This is a genomic window from Pseudoxanthomonas suwonensis 11-1, assembly GCF_000185965.1.
In the GTDB taxonomy this organism is placed as follows: Bacteria; Pseudomonadota; Gammaproteobacteria; order Xanthomonadales; family Xanthomonadaceae; genus Pseudoxanthomonas; species Pseudoxanthomonas suwonensis_A.
This window is the reverse complement of sequence record NC_014924.1, coordinates 482,987-502,059: the sequence shown is the minus strand read 5'-3', so window position 1 is coordinate 502,059 and position 19,073 is coordinate 482,987. Positions and strand designations below refer to the sequence as shown.

Annotated in this window: 14 protein-coding genes and 1 riboswitch; of the genes, 5 read left to right on the top strand and 9 right to left on the bottom strand. The window is 70.5% G+C overall.

What is annotated here, in order from left to right; all coding sequences use genetic code 11:
• The first annotated feature begins 38 nt into the window (after nucleotides 1–38).
• Nucleotides 39–1,145, top strand: a complete 1,107-nt coding sequence (locus PSESU_RS02265; protein WP_013534144.1) for an HDOD domain-containing protein — start codon at nucleotides 39–41, stop codon at nucleotides 1,143–1,145.
• A gap of 49 nt (nucleotides 1,146–1,194) precedes the next feature.
• Here PSESU_RS02265 and PSESU_RS15615 read toward each other — a convergent pair whose 3' ends face one another.
• From PSESU_RS15615 to thiC, 5 genes are all read right to left on the bottom strand, one after another.
• Nucleotides 1,195–2,874: a sulfotransferase gene (locus PSESU_RS15615; RefSeq protein ID WP_049782275.1), complete on the bottom strand. Its 1,680-nt coding sequence runs from the start codon at nucleotides 2,872–2,874 to the stop codon at nucleotides 1,195–1,197.
• Nucleotides 2,874–3,095 carry a hypothetical protein gene (locus tag PSESU_RS02255; RefSeq protein ID WP_155942701.1) on the bottom strand — a complete coding sequence of 74 codons (222 nt, stop codon included), beginning with the start codon at nucleotides 3,093–3,095 and terminating at the stop codon, nucleotides 2,874–2,876. The genes PSESU_RS15615 and PSESU_RS02255 overlap by 1 nt, the downstream gene beginning before the upstream one ends.
• A gap of 67 nt (nucleotides 3,096–3,162) precedes the next feature.
• On the bottom strand, nucleotides 3,163–3,858 hold the full coding sequence (locus PSESU_RS02250; RefSeq protein ID WP_013534142.1) for an ion channel: 696 nt from the start codon (nucleotides 3,856–3,858) through the stop codon (nucleotides 3,163–3,165).
• A 20-nt stretch (nucleotides 3,859–3,878) separates the two neighbouring features.
• On the bottom strand, nucleotides 3,879–4,469 hold the full coding sequence (locus PSESU_RS02245) for a DUF4136 domain-containing protein (protein ID WP_013534141.1): 591 nt from the start codon (nucleotides 4,467–4,469) through the stop codon (nucleotides 3,879–3,881).
• A 290-nt stretch (nucleotides 4,470–4,759) separates the two neighbouring features.
• On the bottom strand, nucleotides 4,760–6,637 hold the full coding sequence (gene thiC / locus PSESU_RS02240; protein ID WP_013534140.1) for a phosphomethylpyrimidine synthase ThiC: 1,878 nt from the start codon (nucleotides 6,635–6,637) through the stop codon (nucleotides 4,760–4,762).
• A gap of 110 nt (nucleotides 6,638–6,747) precedes the next feature.
• Nucleotides 6,748–6,853, bottom strand: a riboswitch (TPP riboswitch).
• A gap of 101 nt (nucleotides 6,854–6,954) precedes the next feature.
• Here thiC and PSESU_RS02235 point away from each other — a divergent pair.
• Nucleotides 6,955–8,517 (top strand): BCCT family transporter, encoded by a 1,563-nt coding sequence (locus PSESU_RS02235; RefSeq protein WP_013534139.1) that lies wholly within the window; start codon nucleotides 6,955–6,957, stop codon nucleotides 8,515–8,517.
• On the opposite strand, the gene PSESU_RS02230 is transcribed toward PSESU_RS02235, so the two are convergent.
• From PSESU_RS02230 to ilvD, 4 genes are all read right to left on the bottom strand, one after another.
• Nucleotides 8,502–10,334 (bottom strand): methyl-accepting chemotaxis protein, encoded by a 1,833-nt coding sequence (locus PSESU_RS02230; RefSeq protein ID WP_041764354.1) that lies wholly within the window; start codon nucleotides 10,332–10,334, stop codon nucleotides 8,502–8,504. The genes PSESU_RS02235 and PSESU_RS02230 overlap by 16 nt on opposite strands.
• Before the next feature lie 108 nt (nucleotides 10,335–10,442).
• Nucleotides 10,443–11,735 carry a glycoside hydrolase 5 family protein gene (locus PSESU_RS02225; RefSeq protein WP_041763768.1) on the bottom strand — a complete coding sequence of 431 codons (1,293 nt, stop codon included), beginning with the start codon at nucleotides 11,733–11,735 and terminating at the stop codon, nucleotides 10,443–10,445.
• Nucleotides 11,736–11,903: 168 nt separating this feature from the next.
• Nucleotides 11,904–13,628, bottom strand: a complete 1,725-nt coding sequence (gene ggt / locus PSESU_RS02220; RefSeq protein ID WP_013534136.1) for a gamma-glutamyltransferase — start codon at nucleotides 13,626–13,628, stop codon at nucleotides 11,904–11,906.
• 82 nt (nucleotides 13,629–13,710) lie between these two features.
• Complete coding sequence (gene ilvD, locus PSESU_RS02215) at nucleotides 13,711–15,549, bottom strand: dihydroxy-acid dehydratase (RefSeq protein ID WP_013534135.1); 1,839 nt, start codon at nucleotides 15,547–15,549, stop codon at nucleotides 13,711–13,713.
• A gap of 465 nt (nucleotides 15,550–16,014) precedes the next feature.
• Between ilvD and ilvC the strand changes: the two genes are divergently transcribed.
• From ilvC to PSESU_RS02200, 3 genes are read left to right on the top strand one after another with little or no spacing between them, the layout of a single operon-like run.
• Nucleotides 16,015–17,022, top strand: a complete 1,008-nt coding sequence (gene ilvC, locus PSESU_RS02210; protein WP_013534134.1) for a ketol-acid reductoisomerase — start codon at nucleotides 16,015–16,017, stop codon at nucleotides 17,020–17,022.
• Nucleotides 17,019–18,749 carry an acetolactate synthase 2 catalytic subunit gene (ilvG, locus tag PSESU_RS02205; RefSeq protein ID WP_013534133.1) on the top strand — a complete coding sequence of 577 codons (1,731 nt, stop codon included), beginning with the start codon at nucleotides 17,019–17,021 and terminating at the stop codon, nucleotides 18,747–18,749. Before ilvC ends, ilvG begins: the two co-directional genes overlap by 4 nt.
• Nucleotides 18,733–19,002 carry an ACT domain-containing protein gene (locus PSESU_RS02200; protein ID WP_013534132.1) on the top strand — a complete coding sequence of 90 codons (270 nt, stop codon included), beginning with the start codon at nucleotides 18,733–18,735 and terminating at the stop codon, nucleotides 19,000–19,002. The genes ilvG and PSESU_RS02200 overlap by 17 nt, the downstream gene beginning before the upstream one ends.
• Nucleotides 19,003–19,073: the final 71 nt, after the last annotated feature.

The window sequence follows — 19,073 nt, the reverse complement described above, 5'->3', positions numbered from 1 at the left end:
GTGCCCCGCCCCTTGCTGGTGAATTCGTGGAGGAACGAGTGCGCATCCTGTTCGTCGGTGACGACGTCGTGTTTCCTGCCGACCTGGTGGAACTGGTCGGCGACATGGGGGAGGACTGGGATGTCCACCGTTGTGCGGATGGCGGCGCCGCGATGGCGCATGTGGCCGCGACCGATGTCGATGTAGTCCTGGTACCGCCGACCCTGCCGGACATGCCGGCGGCGACCCTGCTGGGCCAGGTCCGCACCCTGCGTCCCTCCACCTCGCGCATGGCCGTGATCGGCAATGCCGGGACCCCGCCGGCCCGCATCATCGGCCTGGCCCACCGCTTCCTGCCCGCTCCGCTGGCCCCCGAACTGCTGCTGGAATCCATCGGCAGCCTCGAGGAGCTGCGCGACGTGGTCGACAACCCGCAGCTGCGCGACGCCATCGGCAAGGTCGAGCAGCTGCCGTCGCCGCCGCAGCTGTACCTGCGCCTGATGCAGGCCCTGGAGAACGACGAGGACGCCAGCGCCGCGGACATCTCCGCCCTGGTCGCCGCCGACCCGGCGATCGCGGCCAAGGTGCTGCAGCTGTGCAACTCGGCCTTCTTCTCCACCGGCCGCACCGTGACCGACCTGCGCGCGGCCGTGACCCGCCTGGGCATCTCCACCCTGCGCGACCTGGTGCTGGCCTCCGAAGTGTTCGCCCTGCCGGCCCCGGCCGGCGTGGACCGCAACGCCCTGCAGCAGCGCGCCCTGGTCGCCTCGCGCCTGGCCAAGCGCATGCTGCCCGAATCCAGCGCCGAACTCGGCGCCACCGCCGCCCTGCTCGCCGACATCGGCCTGCTGCTGCCGGGCGTGCGTGACGAGCGCCAGCCGGCGGAAGCCGGCGACACCCGCCCGGGCCATACCGACGCCGGCGCCTACCTGCTGGGCCTGTGGGGCCTGCCGATGCCGATCATCGAGGCGGTCGCGTTCCACCGCCGCCCCTCGCGTTCGGCCAGCCGCAGCTTCTGGGTCACCGGCGCCACCCACGTGGCCATGGCCCTGGCCTCCGGCGAGGAGCCGGACCACGAGTACCTGCAGCGCTGCAACGTACTTGGCCACCTGGAAGAGTGGCGCGGCCACGCCGACCTGATGCTCGACGCCGCCGCGCTGGCCTGACCCCGGCGCGACCGCCGGCCCCGCATATGGGGCCGGCCCTCCCGATCCCTCAGCCCAGGAGTGCCCCGGCGCGTGCCGCCTGGGGCTCCCAGAGCGCGCGCGTGGCCTCGATGGCCGGCTCGTGGCGCCGCCACTTCTCCGGGTCGGGCGGGGTCAGGGTGTAGCGCGACAGCGGCAGTTCGCGGCCCAGGGTGCGGTCCCAGGCCAGGCCGGCCCAGTCGCAGATCCGACGCACCTCGCCCTGCGGATCGGCCAGGAAGCGGCCGTGCTCGATCCCGATCCACTCCCCGGCCGGCAGCGCCGCCAGGTCGTCGAGCAGGACCTGCATGGTCGCCGCCCACTGCGCCGCCACCACTTCTTCCAGTGGTCGCCCCGCCAGCTGGCGCCAGCCCGGGGTCAGCAGGAACGACCACGCCGGGCCATCCCAGCCGGGCAGGCGCGGATAGGTCTGGAACTGCCCCGAGCGCCAGCCGTCGATCATGCTGGCCAGCACCTGGCGCGGCTCGCGGTACAGGAACACGAAGCGCGCCTGCGGGAACACCGTGCGCAGGAACGGGATGCGCAGCGCGTTCTTCGGCGTCTTCTCCAGCATCCGCACCGGGCCGGCCCCAGGCGGCTGGCCGTCGCGGTCGCGCAGCTGGCGGAAGAAGCGCTCGCGCAGCGCCGCGCCGACCGGCGCGCCGGCGTGCTCCGCCAGCAGGCGGTTGGAATCCCAGTCGTGCGCCGCCGGCGACAGCCCCGGCACGCCTTCGATCAGCGCATGGCTCTCGTCGCCGGGCGAGTACAGCCCGGGCGCGGCGGCCAGGGTCTCGAACAGCAGGGTCGAGCCCGAGCGAGGCGGGCTGACGATGAACAGCGGGCGCTCGAACAGTTCGTCCGCTTCCGTCGCCGGCTGCGCCTGGCCCGGACGCGACACCGGTGCCGGTGCCGGCCGCTCGGGCACCGCCGCGCCGCCGGCATGCACGCCCTGGTCGCCGTGGCGGTCGGTCTGCGCCGCGCCACCTGCGCCCGCGGGCTGCGCCACGGCCATGTCCAGCACGTGCGCACCCAGCGCCTGCAGGAAGCCAAGCTCGTTCTTCAGTCCGATCTGCCCTGCACCCAGCGCGTCCAGCTCGGCGCGGATCCCGGCCAGCAGGCGCTGGTAGCGCGGCAGGCCTTCGCCGCGGTCGCCGCAAGCGGCCCACAGCGCGTGCCAGCGCCGGGCGAAGCGCAGCAGCGCCTGCTGGATCGGGCCCATGCGCGGATCCGGCACCGCCTCGCCCAGCAGGAACACGATGTGCTCGCGCAGCTCCCAGGGCGACATCACCGCCGGCGCGTTGAAGTTCTCCAGGTCCAGCTGCGGCGCGGCGCCATCGGCGCGCGGGCTGATCAGCCGCGGCTGCCATTCCGGACCGCGCATGCCCGGCGGACGTGCCTGCGCCAGCAGGTCCCAGAACCGCTCGCCGCCGACGGTGTCGGCGACCAGGTGGATGCGGGTGTCATTGCCCTGGTTCAGCACCCGGTGCCGGCGCCAGGTATCGAAGATCCAGCACTCGCCGGCGGCCATGTTGACCTCGCCCTCGCCGCACGGGAAGCGCACCGAGGGCGTGGTCACGATCGGCACGTGCACGCGCATGCGTTCGCGCCAGTAGTAGTTGATGTCCACGTGCGCGCGCACCTCGGCCTGGCCGTTGAGGCGCATCAGCCGCGCCCTGCCCCAGGTCGCGCCCAGCGACTCCAGCACCTGCATCAGGTAGGGACACTGCTGCAGGGCGGGGTCGACCGCATCTGGCCGTCCAGCGCATCGCTGTCCGGATCGCCGCCGGTAGTGATGAGGGTCAGCGCGCTGTTGCCGTCGTCGCGCTGGGTACGTCCGCGCCACCAGCGCGGATCGACCGCCGCCACCTCCTCGGCCATGGCCTGCGCGTCGAACAGGACCGGCAACTGGAGGAAGGGAACCTGCAATTTCATCGGGGCGTGCCTGCTTGCATGGACGCGCAGTGTGGCAAACCGCGCCGCCACCGACAAAGCCGCGTGTTCAGGCCGGCGGCGGTTGCTGCCTGCGGAGGATGGCCAGGCCGATCAGGCGCGAGACCACCAGGGCCAGGTACATGACCCCGGCGAACTGGCCCAGCATCACCAGCGCGCGTGCCAGCGGCAGCACCGGCACCACGTCGCTCAGGCCCACGCCCGACAGCAGGCTGAAGCCCAGGTACAGCAGCTCCATCCAGCTGCGCTGCAGCCCGGGGGAGGTGGACACGAAGCTGCCTGGAAGGGCGATCTGGCACGCCGAGAAGGCGAAGGCGAACGCCCAGGCCAGCAGGGTGAAGGTGGCGCCGGCGGCGAACAGCTCGTCGCGGGTGACCTTGTGGTCCTCCAGCATGTACGCGCACAGGGCGAAGGCCGCATAGAGGTAGAGCAGGCTTTCGATGCCCTGTCCCACCCCGAGCATGACGCGTCCCAGCGCCGGATCCACCAGGGACGAGGCCAGCGACAGCGATACCGCCGGCAGCGCCAGGCACCAGGCGATCCAGGCCAGTGCCGGGCTGCGCTTGACCACCCACACCGCCAGCAGCAGGACCACGACCCCGAACGCGCCGAAAAGTGCGCGCCCACCCGGGGCCTGGTCCATCGCCGGATACAGCAGGATGCCCAGCAGCTGCACCGCCAGCAGCACGGCGGAAGGGTGCCGGCGTACGGCGGCGAGCCAGCGGATGGCCGGTTGCGGAAGCATGCCCGGCGAGGATACCGCCGTCAGCGGGCGCCGGCGCGGTGCGGGTACTGGGCGAAGATGTCGGCCATGGCCGCGTCGATCTTGGCGCCGCGCTCGGTCGGCGAAGCGCTGCGGCTGGCGCGCCCGACGGCCACGCCGGTCCACACCAGCCGGTTCTGGCGCGCATCGACCAGGTCCACGTTGAGCGTGCCCTCGGTGTAGCGGCGCACGTCGGTGCGGTCGCGCCAGTACGGCACGGCCACGTAGGCGCGGGCGCGGTAGCTGTAGTAGATGCCGTAGTCGACCTCCGGGGTGGTGGTGACGTCGGTGCGTTCCTGCAGGTAGGCGTTGAGGTTCACCCACAGGTCCGGCGCCTGCTCGTCGTAGACGTAGCTGCGCGCCTCCAGCTGCGCACGGGCCGCCTGGCGGATGCGGTTGCTGGTGGGAGTCGAGTATCCCTGCCCTTCGATCGCCAGCGGCGAGTAGAAGGCGAAGCTGCGGTACTGGCTGAAGTCGGCGGAAGGATCGCCCTCGCTGCTGATGCGCGGGCCGGTGGAACAGGCCGACAGCAGCAGCGCGAACAGGGCCGCCAGGCCCCAGGCGAGTCGTGGACTGCGGATCAGGCGGACCATGGTGCTCTCCTGTACCTCCGGGACGGAGGATCTGGCGCGGATCATCCGCGCCGGCGCGTGAACATGGCGGATGGGCGGGCCCGGAAACCGGATGCCTGGGTTACGGGCCGAGCCGGAAACGCAATCCCGGGCAATCCACCGCGCCAGCAGGGACAAGCGCACGCGGCCCGCCCGCGCCGACACTGGGCGCAGGCCGGCACCGATCCACTCCAGCCTGGCCTGCTCCGGCGCCAGTGGTGCCGTTGCGCCCGGCCGCGACCCGGCGTGGCCGCGGCCGGGTGCCTTCCTGGCTAGCCGGCGCGGTAGACCTCCGCGCCCTGCTCGCGGAACTGCGCGGACTTCTCGGCCATGCCCGCCTCCAGCGCGGCCTGCTCGTCCACCCCATGCTCGGCGGCGTAGTCGCGCACGTCCTGGGTGATCTTCATCGAGCAGAAGTGCGGGCCGCACATCGAGCAGAAGTGCGCCAGCTTGTGCGCATCCTTGGGCAGGGTCTCGTCGTGGAACTCCCTGGCCTTCTCGGGATCCAGGCCGAGGTGGAACTGGTCCTCCCAGCGGAACTCGAAGCGCGCCTTGCTCAGGGCGTTGTCGCGGACCTGTGCCCCGGGGTGCCCCTTGGCCAGGTCGGCCGCATGGGCGGCGATCCTGTAGGCCATGATGCCGTCGCGCACGTCCTGGCGGTTGGGCAGGCCGAGGTGCTCCTTCGGCGTCACGTAGCAGAGCATCGCCGTGCCGTACCAGCCGATCATCGCCGCGCCGATCGCGCTGGTGATGTGGTCGTAGCCCGGCGCGATGTCGGTGGTCAGCGGGCCGAGCGTGTAGAACGGCGCCTCGCCGCACTCGCGCAGCTGCTTGTCCATGTTCTCCTTGATCAGCTGCATCGGCACGTGGCCGGGGCCTTCGATCATGGTCTGGACGTCATGCTTCCACGCGATCTTCGTCAGCTCGCCCAACGTCTCCAGCTCGCCGAACTGGGCCGCGTCGTTGGCGTCGGCGATGCAACCCGGGCGCAGGCCGTCGCCCAGCGAGAAGGCCACGTCGTAGGCCTTCATGATCTCGCAGATTTCCTCGAAATGGGTGTAGAGGAAATTCTCCCTGTGGTGGGCCAGGCACCACTTGGCCAGGATCGAGCCGCCACGCGACACGATGCCGGTGACGCGCTTTGCGGTCAGCGGCACGTAGCGCAGCAGCACGCCGGCGTGGATGGTGAAGTAGTCCACGCCCTGTTCGGCCTGTTCGACCAGGGTGTCGCGGAAGATCTCCCAGGTCAGTTCCTCGGCGCGGCCATCGACCTTCTCCAGCGCCTGGTAGATCGGCACCGTCCCGATCGGCACCGGCGAGTTGCGGATGATCCACTCGCGGGTCTCGTGGATGTGCTTGCCGGTGGACAGGTCCATCACCGTGTCGCCGCCCCAGCGGATCGCCCACACCAGCTTCTCCACCTCCTCGGCAATACCCGAGGACACCGCTGAGTTGCCGATGTTGGCGTTGATCTTGGTGAGGAAGTTGCGGCCGATGATCATCGGCTCGCTTTCCGGGTGGTTGATGTTGTTGGGCAGGATGGCGCGGCCGCGTGCGATCTCGTCGCGCACGAACTCCGGGGTGATCACCCTGGGGATGCTGGCGCCGAAGCTCTGGCCCGGATGCTGTGCCAGCAGGCCGGCGTCGCGCACCGCCTCCAGCCGCTGGTTCTCGCGGATGGCGACGAATTCCATCTCCGGGGTGATGATCCCGCGCCGCGCGTAGTGCATCTGGGTGACGTTGGCGCCGGCCTTGGCCCGGCGCGGCAGGATCCGGCCGGGGAAGCGCACCGGCGCCAGCTTCGGGTCGTGCTCGCGGGCGCGGCCGAATTCCGAGGTCAGGCCGGGCAACTGCTCGGTGTCGCCGCGCTCGGCGATCCACTGCGCGCGCAGTGCCGGCAGGCCACTGGCCAGGTCGATGCTGGCTTCCGGATCGGTATACGGGCCGGAGGTGTCGTAGACGGTGACCGGCGGGTTGTCCTCGCCGCCGAACACGGTGGGGGTGCGGGTCAAAGCGATCTCGCGCATCGGGACGCGGATGTCCGGGCGCGAGCCTTCGACGTGGATCTTGCGCGAGCCCGGGATCGGGCGGGTGACCGAGCCGGAAAGCTGTTCGGTCTGCTGCAGCAGCGAGGCGGGAATGGCATTCATGCGTTGTGTCCGTCCGTTCTGTGGAGAACCGCACCAGGGGATGCGGGCCGGATGGCGGAGCACGCATGCGCGGCACCGCCGCCCGAAGCGGGCGGACACAGGACGGACGGATCCCGTCCTGCGAAGCTTCCCTACGCCGGTATCAGCCGGATCAGGTTCCAAGGGACTGTCTCAACCGCGCGCCTGGACGGCGCCGCGGTACCCCCGCTTCGCCGGCGATTAGACCACAGGTCGCGCGCCGCTGCCGGTCGCGCCCGCGACGGCCCGCCCACGCGGCCTTTGCTAGACTGCCGCGCCTCCTGGCAGCCGGAGCCGGCATGGTCTTCCGCATCTCCTTCCTGCTGATCGTGCTGCTGGCGGCCGCGGCGGGCCTGGCGCCGGAGCGGTTCGCCGCGATGGTCGACGGGTTGCTCGGCGGGATGCTGGCCAACACCGGCTGGCTCTACCTGCTGGTGGTGTTCGCCACCCTGCTGTTCATGCTCTACCTGGCGTTCGGCAGCCTCGGCCAGCTGCGCATCGGCGGCGAGGACGCCGAACCGCAGTTCTCGGTGGCCAGCTGGCTGGCGATGCTGTTCGCCGCCGGCATGGGCATCGGCCTGGTTTTCTGGGGCGCGGCAGAGCCGCTGTCGCACTACTTCAATCCGCCCGAGGCGCTGGAACCGGCGAGCATGCCGGCCGCGCGCGCGGCCATGCGCTATTCGTTCTTCCACTGGGGCCTGCACCCGTGGGCGATCTATGCCCTGGTCGGCCTGGCGATGGCCTGGTTCCAGTACAACCGGCGTGGCCGCGGCCAGCTCAGCGATCTCCTGCAGCCGGTGCTGGGCCGCCACCACCGCGGCTGGGCCGGACGCTGCGTGGACATCGCCGCGGTGGTGGCCACCGCGATCGGCGTGGCCACCACCCTGGGCTTCGGCGCGCTGCAGATCGTCGCCGGCCTGCGCACGGTGTTCGGCACGCCCACCGGTACCGGGATGCAGCTGGCGGTGATCGGCATGGCCTTCGTGCTGTACATGCTCTCCAGCCTCAGCGGGGTGGAGCGCGGCATCAAGTGGCTGTCCAGCGCCAACCTCGCCCTGGCGGGCCTGTTGCTGCTGGCGGTGCTGGCCCTGGGGCCGACCGCGTTCCTGTTCGACGTGTTCACCAATGCCCTGGGCGGCTACCTGGACAACCTGGTCGGCATGAGCCTGCGCATGTCGCCGTTCTCCGGCAGCGCCTGGGTGAGCGAGTGGACGATCTTCTACTGGGCCTGGTGGATCTCGTGGGCGCCGTTCGTGGGCACCTTCATCGCGCGCGTGTCCTACGGCCGCACCATCCGCGAGTTCGTGGTCGGCACGGTGCTGGCGCCCAGCCTCCTGGGCTTCGCCTGGTTCGCGGTGTTCGGTGGCATGGCGCTGTGGCAGCAGCTCTTCGTGGCCGACCTGCAGCCGGTGCTGGAAAGCGGGTACGAGAACGTGCTGTTCGCCCTGTTCCAGCACCTGCCCGGCAGCACCGTGCTGAGCGCGGTGGCGGTGGCGCTGCTGGTGGTGTTCTTCGTCACCTCGGCCGATTCGGCGGTGCTGGTGCTGGCCAGCATGTCCAGCGACAAGGCCGGTGACCCGCCGCCGCTGCGGCGGCTGGCCTGGGGCGTGGCCATCGCGGTGGTGGCCGCGGCCCTGCTGCTGGCAGGCGGCCTGGACGCGCTGCAGGGCCTGGTGACGATCTCGGCCCTGCCGTTCGCGCTGCTGCTGGTGCTGGTAATCCTGGCCATGCAGCGCACGCTCTCGCATGCACGGAAGGTGCGCCGGCGACGCGCGCAGGCGCTGCGGCACGCGCTGGAGCACTGGGTCTACGGGCCGCACGGCACGCGCGGCCCGCCGCCACCGCCCTACTCGAGCGAGTAGCCGATGCGGAACCCGCCCCAGTGGCGGCCATCCACGTACACCGGCACCGACAGGTCGAACATGATCTGCCCGGTGTCGCGGCGGTAGACCTGCAGCCGGTACGGATCGGTGTGCGCGCCGACGCTGCGGCCGACGCGGTCGCCGAAGATGCGCTTGGTGCGGTTGCCGACCAGGTCCTTCGCGCGGTCGCCGGTCATCGGCTGGCAGTAGCGCTGGTTGTGGGTGGGCACGTAGCCGTCCGGGTTGGCGCTGATCGCGAAGACGATCCACGGCTCGGCGTTGGCCACCGGCTCCTGCAGCGGCGGCAGCACCCGGTCGCACAGCGAGTCGAACGGGGTGCGGTACTTCGGCGGATCGATCCCGGGGATCTGCCTGTACTCGCGCGAGAACAGGGACTCGGCGCTGATCCGGCCATCGGCCACCGCGGCAGCCAGGGCCATGCCGATGCGGCGCGCGCCGGCCTCCGCCAGCTCGCGAACGCGCGCATGGCGCGGCTCCCGCATCGGGTCCGGCGGCAGGCGGAACAGGCCGACGCAGTCGTGCAGGGTGGATACGCCCTGGCCCAGCGCCTCGCTCAGCTCGGCCACGTGGGCGGCGTGCTGCAGGTTGCTGTGGCCCAGGCCGACGACCTGTTCCACCGCGCGGTCGATCGCCAGCACTTCCTCGCCCTGCGAGGTGATGCGCATCGCCACCGATTCCATCGCCGCACCGGCACCTTCCAGCGACTGGCCGATGCCGGCCAGCACCTCGCCGGTATGGCGGGCCGATTCGGCGCTCTCCCCGAGCGCCTCCACCGTGCCGCCGACGATGGCGCGAACGTCGCGCGCGGCGCTGGCGGCGCGTTCGGCCAGGCGCCGGATCTCGGCGGCGACCACGGCGAAGCCACGACCGGCCTCGCCGGCGTGGGCGGCCTCGATGCCGGCGTTGATCGACAGGATGTTGGTCTGGAAGGCGACCGAGTCGATCACCTCGATGACCTCGCCGGCGCGGGCGGCGCGGCTCTCGACCTGCTCCATGGCCGCGGCCAGGGCACGCGCGGCCTCGCCGCCGCGGCGGGCGTCGGCATCGGCGCGCACGGCGGCGGCGCGTACCTGCTCGAGTTCACCGCGCACGTCGTCCAGGTCCTTGCGCAGGCGGCTGGTCGCGGCCAGCACCTGCTCCAGGGCGTCGGCCTGGGCACGGGTCTGGTTGGCCAGCTCGTCGTTCTCGCCGACCACCTTGGGTACGTCGGCGGCCAGCTGCACGGAAAGGGCCACGGCCTGGCGCACGGCCTCGGCCAGGTTGCCGAAGCCGGCGGCCAGGCGGCGTCCGCATTCGCTCTCGGCGTGGGCCGGCGGCAGCTCCAGGGCCAGGTCGCAGCGGGCCAGGGTGTCGTTGACGTGGGACAGCAGCTCCAGCGGCGCATTGCTGCCGGCCAGGCGCCGGGCCAGCGGGAGCAGCAGCGGATGGGTGACGGTCGCCCCGGCGGTGCCGGCCAGCAGCGCGGCCTCGCGCATCAGGGTGGCGGTCTCGGCATGCGGCAGCGAGACGATCCAGCCCTCGCCGTCGGCCTGGTAATGCACGCGGCGGGCCGGATCGTCACCCGGGGCCACCCAGGTGCCGCCGGCCTCGTCCAGGTCGGAAGCCTTCAGCCCCCACAGCGGCCCGGCGGCCGCGACCGGCAGCCCGATCTCGTCCAGGCCCAACAGGTCATGGGCGCTGCGGTTTGCGGCCACGACGCGGCCCCCGCGGTCCAGCCGCAGCAGCGCGACCGGTGCATCGGGCAGCGCAGCGGTGGTTGCCTGCGTGCTGTCCAGCGACTGCGTCGCCGACTCCATGGTCGACATGTGCATTCCCTCCTCTCCCGTTTTGGCATATCGGCCGTCGGGAGGAAGGACTGAAGCCCGGAGGGGAAATAAAGCCCGCGACGGGGTCCGGCCGTACCGTTACGGGAGCTCGCGTATGGCGCGGGCGTGCCCGGAGACGATGCGCAGGGTCGAGGCGTCGCTGTCGAACAGCGAGAACAGGCCCTGCGCCTCCTGCGGCGGGTCGCCGGTGAAGGGGTCGCCCTCCTTCCACATCCAGTCCGGGTTCGAGGTGCGGCCGCGACCGCCCCAGGCCCAGAAGTTGGAACCGGCGATCGGCGCGCCGGCGCGCGCGTGCTCCAGCACCCGGTCGAAGATCGCCTTGTAGAAGCGGTCGCGCGCGGTGACGCCGGAGGCCGGGTCGTAGGAACCCTTGTCGCGGTTGAGGCCGAACTCCGACAGCACGATCGGCTTGCCGAGCTTCCGCGCCATTTCAACGTGGCGGTCGATGTACTCCAGCGAGGTCTCCAGCCCGGGCTCCAGCCGCGCCGCCGGATCGTCGTGGTCGATCCAGCTCCAGTTCGACGGCCACAGGTGGAAGGTCAGGTAGTCGATGTTCGGCGAGGCATGGGCGATCAGGTAGTAGTCGTCGTCCGACAGCGAACCCTTGTTGCCCTCGCTGCCGCTGCTGACCAGCTGCCTGGGCGCCAGCTGGCGGATGAAGCCGGCGGTGTCGTGCAGCCAGGCGCGGTACGCCTGGAAGTTGGGCGCGCCACCGGCGTCGCTGCCCGGGCGCGGTTCGTTGGCCAGCTGCCAGGACATCACCGTCGGATCGTCGACGTAGGCGATGCCGTTGACGCTGTTGCGGCGGGTGATGACGGTGCGGATGGCGTCGCGGTACGCGGCCTGCGCCTCGGGCATGGCGTAGAAGCGCGCCGAGTTCTGCATGAACCCGTTCCAGTCGCCGGTCTCGTCCGGATCGAACACCGGCTCGCCGGTGAACCAGGACACGTACTGCGACATGCCGCCGGACCACTGCCAGAAGTTGTTGAGGTAAAGCACCGCCTTCATGTCGCGCTGGCGCATCTCGTCCAGCAGCACGTCCAGGCCTTCGAGCAGGCGCTGGTCGTACTCGCCGGGCGCGGTCATGAAGGCAGGGCGTACGCCGCGCTTGAAACCGCTGGCCTCGCTCATGGCGAGCACGCGCAGGTTGTCGATACCGGCAGCCTTGAGCTGGTCCAGTTCCGCGCGCAGGCGCGCACGGTCGCCGACCCCGTCCTCCGCGCCCAGGTAGGCGCCGTACCAGAAGTTCGCACCGGCGAACCGGTAGGGCTTGCCGTCGAGCAGGAAGCGGGTGCCCTCGACCCGGACGAACCCGGATTGCGCGGCCAATGCCGGCGCGGCGGACAGCATTGCCAGGAGCATCGCCACCATCGTTGCAAACATCCCGAATGGGCGGCCGGGGCGCTGAGATAACGATAACTCGCTCATGCGGGAATGCTCCGTGGCAGGGACGCGGCATTAGAACCCAGGGCGACGGCGCGGGCACGCTGCGGCCGCACAAACCGGCGGTCGCCCCTGCCCTGCGCGATCGCGGCTGCCTCAGTAGCCGGCGGCCTGTCCGTCCTTGCGGCTCTCGGAGGCGCCGTAGTAGACGCCGGTCGCCGGATCGCGGGCGATGGCCTGGTAGCCACCGTAGGGACCATCGGCGAAGGTCACGCGATGGCCCTTGCGCATCAGCGCGCGCACGGTCTCCCAGGAGAACCCGGTCTCCAGGTTGACCTCGCCACCGTCGCTCATCGCCGTGGCAGCGCCGGTCGGCTCGGTCGAACCCTCGTGCTGGATGCGCGGTGCGTCGCCGGCCTCCTGCAGGTTCATGCCGAAGTCCACCAGGTTCATCACGATCTGCACGTGGCCCTGGGGCTGCATCGCCCCGCCCATCACCCCGAAGCTCACCCAGGGCTTGCCGTCCCTGGTGATGAAGGCCGGGATGATGGTCTGGAACGGACGCTTGCCCGGGGCGTAGCAGTTGGGATGCGCGGGTTTGCGCTCGCAGCCGGCCAGCACGAACATCTCGCCACGGTCCTGCAGGATGAAGCCCAGACCGGGCGGCGCCATGCCGCTGCCCATGCCGCGGTAGTTGGACTGGATCAGCGAGACCATCATCCCGTCGCCGTCGGCCACGGTCATGTAGATGGTGTCGCCCTCCTCCAGCTGCTTCGGCGTGGCCGGCTGCACCTCGCGCAGCGCCTTGTCCATCGAGATCAGCTCGCGACGTTGCGCGGCGTACTCTTTGGACACCAGCTTCGCCACTGGTGCCGACTGGAACGACGTGTCGGCGTAGAAGCGCGCGCGATCGGCGAAGGCCAGCTTCTTGGCCTCCACGAACAGGTGCAGGTGTTCAGGCGAGCCGAAGGCGATCTCCGAGAAGTCGTAACCCTCGAGGATGTTGAGCATCTGCAGCGCGGCGATGCCCTGGCTGTTTGGCGGCAGCTCCCACACGTCGTAGCCGCGGTAGTTCGTCGACACCGGCTCGACCCACTCGCCCTGGTGCGCGGCCAGGTCCGCGTAGGACAGGAAGCCGCCGTTGGCCTTGAAGTAGGCATCGATGGTGCGGGCGATGTCGCCCTTGTAGAACGCGTCGCGGCCGCCTTCGGCGATCTTCTCCAGGGTGGCGGCGAGGTTCGGGTTCTTCCACAGCTCGCCCTTGCGCGGCGCGCGGCCGTCGATGGTGAACTGCTCGGTGAAGCCCGGGAACTGCGACAGCCGCGGCACCGAGCGCTCCCAGTAGTAGGCGATCACCTCGTGCACCGGATGACCGTCGCGGGCGTAGCGGATCGCCGGCGCCAGGTTGTCCGCCATGGGCAGCCTGCCGAAGCGGCCGTGCAGCGCGAACCAGCCATCGACCGCGCCTGGTACCGATACCGGCAGCGGACCCTGTGCAGGGATATCGGTCAGGCCGCGGCGGCGGAACTCGGCCAGGGTCAGCGACTTCGGCGAGCGGCCGGAGCCGTTGTAACCGTACAGCTTCTGCGTCTTGGGATCCCACACGATGGCGAACAGGTCGCCGCCGATGCCGTTGCCGGTCGGCTCCATCAGGCCCAGCGCGGCGTTGGCGGCAATCGCCGCATCCACCGCCGAACCGCCCTGCCTCATGACATCCAGCGCGATCTGGGTGGCCAGCGGATGCGAGGTCGCGGCCATGGCATGCGGCGCGATCACCTCCGAACGGGTGGCGAAGGCATGGCCGGTGACGCGATCGGCGGCGGGCGCCCCCGTTGCCAGCAGCAGGCCCAGGGCGACGAGGGAGGATCGGAGTGCGGGCATGGCAGGCTCGCCGGCAGGGAAAGCCGCACGATAGTCGATCCTGCCTGCCGTGCGCCCGGGCCGGGCGCACGGATCCAGCGGCTCAGCCTTCCAGCAGTTCGCGGTCGCGCACCGCGCCCTTGTCGGCGCTTGTCGCCAGCAGCGCATAGGCCTTCAACGCGGTGCTGACCTTGCGCGGACGTGGTTCCGCCGGGCGCCAGCCCTTCGCGTCCTGTTCGCTGCGGCGCCTAGCCAGCTCCGCCTCGTCCACCAGCAGGTCGATGGCGCGTGCGGGGATGTCGATGCGGATGCGGTCGCCGTTGCGCACCAGGCCGATGGCGCCACCAGCCGCCGCCTCGGGCGAGGCATGGCCGATCGACAGGCCCGAGGTGCCGCCGGAGAAACGGCCATCGGTCAGCAGCGCGCACTTCTTCCCCAGCCCCTTCGACTTCAGGTAGCTGGTCGGGTACAGCATCTCCTGCATGCCGGGACCGCCCTTCGGGCCTTCGTAGCGGATCACCACCACCTCGCCCGCCTGCACCTCGTCGCCGAGGATGCCCTTCACCGCCGCATCCTGGCTCTCGTAGACCCGCGCCGGGCCCTCGAACACCAGGATCGATTCGTCCACGCCGGCGGTCTTCACCACGCAGCCGTCGAGGGCGATGTTGCCGTGGAGCACGGCGAGGCCGCCCTCCTTCGAGAAGGCGTGGTCCATGTCGCGGATGCAGCCCTCGGCGCGGTCGGTGTCGAGCGACGGCCAGCGCGTGTCCTGGCTGAAGGCGACCTGGGTCGGGATGCCGGCAGGACCCGCGCGGAAGAAGGTGTGCACGGATTCGTCGGCGCTGCGGGTCACGTCCCAGCGCTCGATCGCCTCGCCCAGGCTGGGCGCATGCACGGTCGGCACGTTGGTATGCACCAGCCCGCCACGCGCCAGCTCGCCAAGGATGGACATGATGCCGCCGGCGCGGTGCACGTCCTCGATGTGGTACTTCTGCGTGTTCGGCGCGACCTTGCACAGCTGCGGCACCTTGCGCGAGAGCCGGTCGATGTCGTGCAGGGTGAACGGCACTTCGCCCTCCTGCGCCGCTGCCAGCAGGTGCAGGATGGTGTTGGTCGAACCGCCCATGGCGATGTCCAGCGCCATCGCGTTCTCGAACGCCTCGAAGGTGGCGATGCCGCGCGGCAGCGCGCGCTCGTCACCGGCGCCGTACCAGCGATGGCACAGCTCCACCGCGGTCACGCCCGCCTTCTTGAACAGCGCCTCGCGGTCGGCATGGGTGGCCACCACGGTGCCGTTGCCCGGCAGCGAAAGGCCCAGGGCCTCGGTCAGGCAGTTCATCGAGTTGGCGGTGAACATGCCCGAGCACGAGCCGCAGGTCGGGCAGGCACTGCGTTCGACCGCGGCGACCTGCTCGTCCGAGGCGTTGGGATCGGCCGCCATCACCATCGCGTCGATCAGGTCCAGCTTGTGGTCGGCAAGGCGGGTCTTGCCCGCTTCCATCGGCCCGCCGGACACGAACACGGTGGGGATGTTGAGCCGCAGCGCGGCCATCAGCATGCCCGGGGTGATCTTGTCGCAGTTGGAGATGCACACCAGCGCATCGGCGCAGTGCGCGTTGACCATGTACTCCACCGCGTCGGCGATCAGCTCGCGGCTTGGCAGCGAATACAGCATGCCGTCGTGGCCCATGGCGATGCCGTCGTCCACCGCGATGGTGTTGAACTCCTTGGCCACGCCGCCGACGCGCTCGATCTCGCGCGCCACCAGCTGGCCGAGGTCCTTGAGGTGGACATGGCCGGGCACGAACTGGGTGAACGAGTTGGCGATGGCGACGATCGGCTTCTGGAAGTCGCCGTCCTTCATGCCGGTGGCGCGCCACAGGGCGCGGGCGCCGGCCATGTTGCGGCCGTGGGTCGAGGTGCGTGAGCGGTAGTCGGGCATTGTTCTGCAGGAGCTGGCGAAAGGCGGGCGCGCATGCGCGGCGAAGTGGGCCGCATGCGGATCGGGCGCGCGGGAGACGTCCCGATTGTGATGCGTTTCCACGGTTGCGGTTGCAACAGTAGAAGCACCGCCGCGGGCGCTTGACAAGCCGGGAAATGGCGTGCTTTCCTGCGACCCATGCTGCATCGCCACACGACCGCCGCCGAGATCCAGGACGCCCCCGCCTTCAGCGCGGGCTCGCTCCTTCTCGTCGTCCTTATTACCTCGCCAACAGGTGCGGGACGAGCCGGCGTGTAAGCAGCAAACAGACGCCAGACACTCAGAACCCCGCACCGGAAGGCGCGGGGTTTTTTGTTTCCGGCATCCATAAGGTTCCGACCGGAAAGTTATCAGCAGAAACGATCTCGATCCGGCAAATTCGCAGGCTTCGCTTCTCCCATTCACGCAAACGCACAGGACCACGCCATGACCAGCAGCACCTCCACCAAGATCGCGATCGTCGGCTACGGCAGCCAGGGCCGCGCGCACGCGCTGAACCTGCGCGACTCCGGCTTCGACGTGACCGTGGGCCTGCGCCCGGGCGGCCCGACCGAGGCCAAGGCCAAGGCGGACGGCTTCGTGGTCAAGAGCCCGGCCGAGGCGGTGAAGGATGCCGACCTGGTCGCCGTGCTGACCCCGGACATGGTCCAGAAGAAGCTCTACGAGGACGTCCTGCGCGACAACCTCAAGCAGGGCGCGGTGCTGCTGTTCGCCCACGGCCTCAACGTGCACTTCGGCATGATCTCCCCGCGCGAGGACCTGGACGTGGTGCTGGTCGCGCCCAAGGGCCCGGGCGCGCTGGTCCGCCGCGAGTACGAGATCGGCCGCGGCGTGCCTTGCATCTACGCGGTGTACCAGGACAAGTCGGGCAAGGCCGAGGAGTTCGCCCTGGCCTACGCCGGTGGCCTGGGCGGTGCCCGCGCCAACATCATCAAGACCACCTTCAAGGAAGAGACCGAGACCGACCTGTTCGGCGAGCAGGCCGTGCTGTGCGGCGGCGCCTCCTCGCTGGTCCAGGCCGGCTTCGAGACCCTGGTCGAGGCCGGCTACCAGCCGGAGATCGCCTACTACGAGGTCCTGCACGAGCTGAAGCTGATCGTCGACCTGTTCTACGAAGGCGGCATCACCCGCATGCTGGAGTTCATCTCCGAGACCGCGCAGTACGGCGACTTCGTCTCCGGCCCGCGCGTGATCGACGCCTCGGTCAAGGCGCGCATGAAGGACGTGCTGACCGACATCCAGAACGGCACCTTCGTGCGCAACTGGCAGGCCGAGTACGACGCGGGCCTGCCGAACTACAGGAAGTTCCAGCAGGCCGACAAGGACCACCCGATCGAGAAGGTCGGCAAGGAACTGCGCGCCAAGATGGTGTGGCTGCAGGGCAACGCCGGGCCGGCCAGCGAAGAACAAGCCAAGAAGACCGCCGCCGCATGAACGCCAACACCCCCACAGCGACGGCGGCCGGGCTGCGCAATGGCGCAGCCTGGGTCGCGCATGCGCTGGAAGCCGAGGGGGTGGACACCATCTTCGGCTATCCGGGCGGCGCGATCATGCCGTTCTACGACGCCCTGGTGGATTCGGGGCTGCGCCACATCCTGGTGCGCCATGAGCAGGGAGCGGCACTGGCGGCCAACGGCTATGCACGCGCCTCCGGAAGGGTCGGCGTGTGCGTGGCGACCTCCGGTCCCGGCGCATCGAACCTGGTGACCGGCATCGCCGACGCGATGCTGGACTCGGTGCCGATGGTCTGCATCACCGGCCAGGTCCCGACCACGCTGCTGGGGACCGACGCGTTCCAGGAACTGGATGTGTTCGGCATGACCATGCCCATCGTCAAGCACAGCTTCCTGGTGCGCAGCGTCGACGACCTGCCGCACGTGATGGCCGAGGCCTTCCGCATCGCCCGCGAGGGCCGGCCCGGCCCGGTCCTGGTCGACCTGCCCAAGGACGTCCAGGTCGGTCCGGCCACGCACCTGCCGGTGCACGTGCCGGCGGCGGTGGAGCCGGCGCCGGCGCCGCCGGATGCCGCCCTGGCCGAGGCCATCGCCGCGATCGCCGCGGCCGAGAAGCCCGTGGTCTACGGCGGTGGCGGCATCGGCATCTGCGACGCGGTGGCGGAGTTCCGCCAGTTCGTGGAGGCCACCGGCATCCCGACCGTGCTGACCCTGCGCGGCCTGGGCTCGCTGCCGGGCAGTCATCCGCAGTACCTGGGCATGCTTGGCATGCATGGCACCCGCGCCGCCAATATCGCCGTGCAGGAATCGGACCTGCTGGTCGTGGTCGGCGCGCGCTTCGACGACCGCGCCACCGGCAAGCTGGCCGAGTTCGCGCCGTTCGCCCGGGTCGTCCATCTGGATGCCGACGCCTACGAGATCTCCAAGCTGCGCAACGCCGACATCGCCCTGCCGGGCGACCTGGCCGCGGGCCTGCGCGCCCTGGCCGCGGCGCGCAGCACCGCCACCGAATGGCGCAAGCGCTGCGACACCCTGCGCGAGAAGCACGCCGCGCGCTACGACGCCCCCGGCCAGGACATCTACGCCCCGGCCCTGCTGAAGCGGGTCAGCGAGCTGAGCCCCGACGCGATCGTCACCGCCGATGTCGGCCAGCACCAGATGTGGGTGGCGCAGCACTGCCGCTTCTCGCATCCGCGCAACCACCTGACCTCCGGCGCCCTGGGCACGATGGGCTTCGGCCTGCCGGCGGCGATGGGCGCGCAGTTCGCGTTCCCGGACCGGCCGGTGGTGCTGGTCAACGGCGACGGCGGCTTCATGATGAACGTGCAGGAGCTGGTGACCATCGCCCGCTGCAAGCTGCCGGTGAAGATCATCCTGCTGGACAACAGCGCCCTGGGCATGGTCCGCCAGTGGCAGGAGCTGTTCTTCGACAAGCGCTACAGCGAGATCGACCTGTCCGACAACCCGGACTTCGCCGCGCTGGCACAGGTCTGCGGCATCCCGGCGACCCGGATCGAGCAGCGATCGCAGGTCGAGGATGCGCTGTCCGCCCTGCTCTCCTCGCCGGGCCCCGGCCTGCTGCACGTGAAGATCGACGCAAGGGCCAACGTCTGGCCGCTGGTGCCGCCGAACACGGCCAACAGCCACATGCTGGAAGCCAATCCCAACGAACAGAAGGCAGAGTCAGCTCATGCACTACCGGCTTGACCTGGTGCTGAAGCCCGTGGAGGGCGCGCTGGTGCGCGTGATCGGCATGACCGAGCGCCGCGGCTTCGCCCCGCGCGCGATCCAGGGTTCGCCCGCCAGCGACGGGCGCTGGAGGCTGCAGCTGCTGGTCGATGGCGGCCGCCCGGCCGAGACCCTGCGCCGCCAGCTGCAGAAGGTGTACGACTGCGAGTCGGTCGAGGTCGTGCCCGTGGATGGCCCGCTGCCCGGCGCGGCCGATGGGGCGGCACCGTGAGCATGCCGCTGCCCTTCACCACCACCGTTGCCGCCCGTGCGGAGGCAACGGTGCGGAGGTGCCTTCTCCCG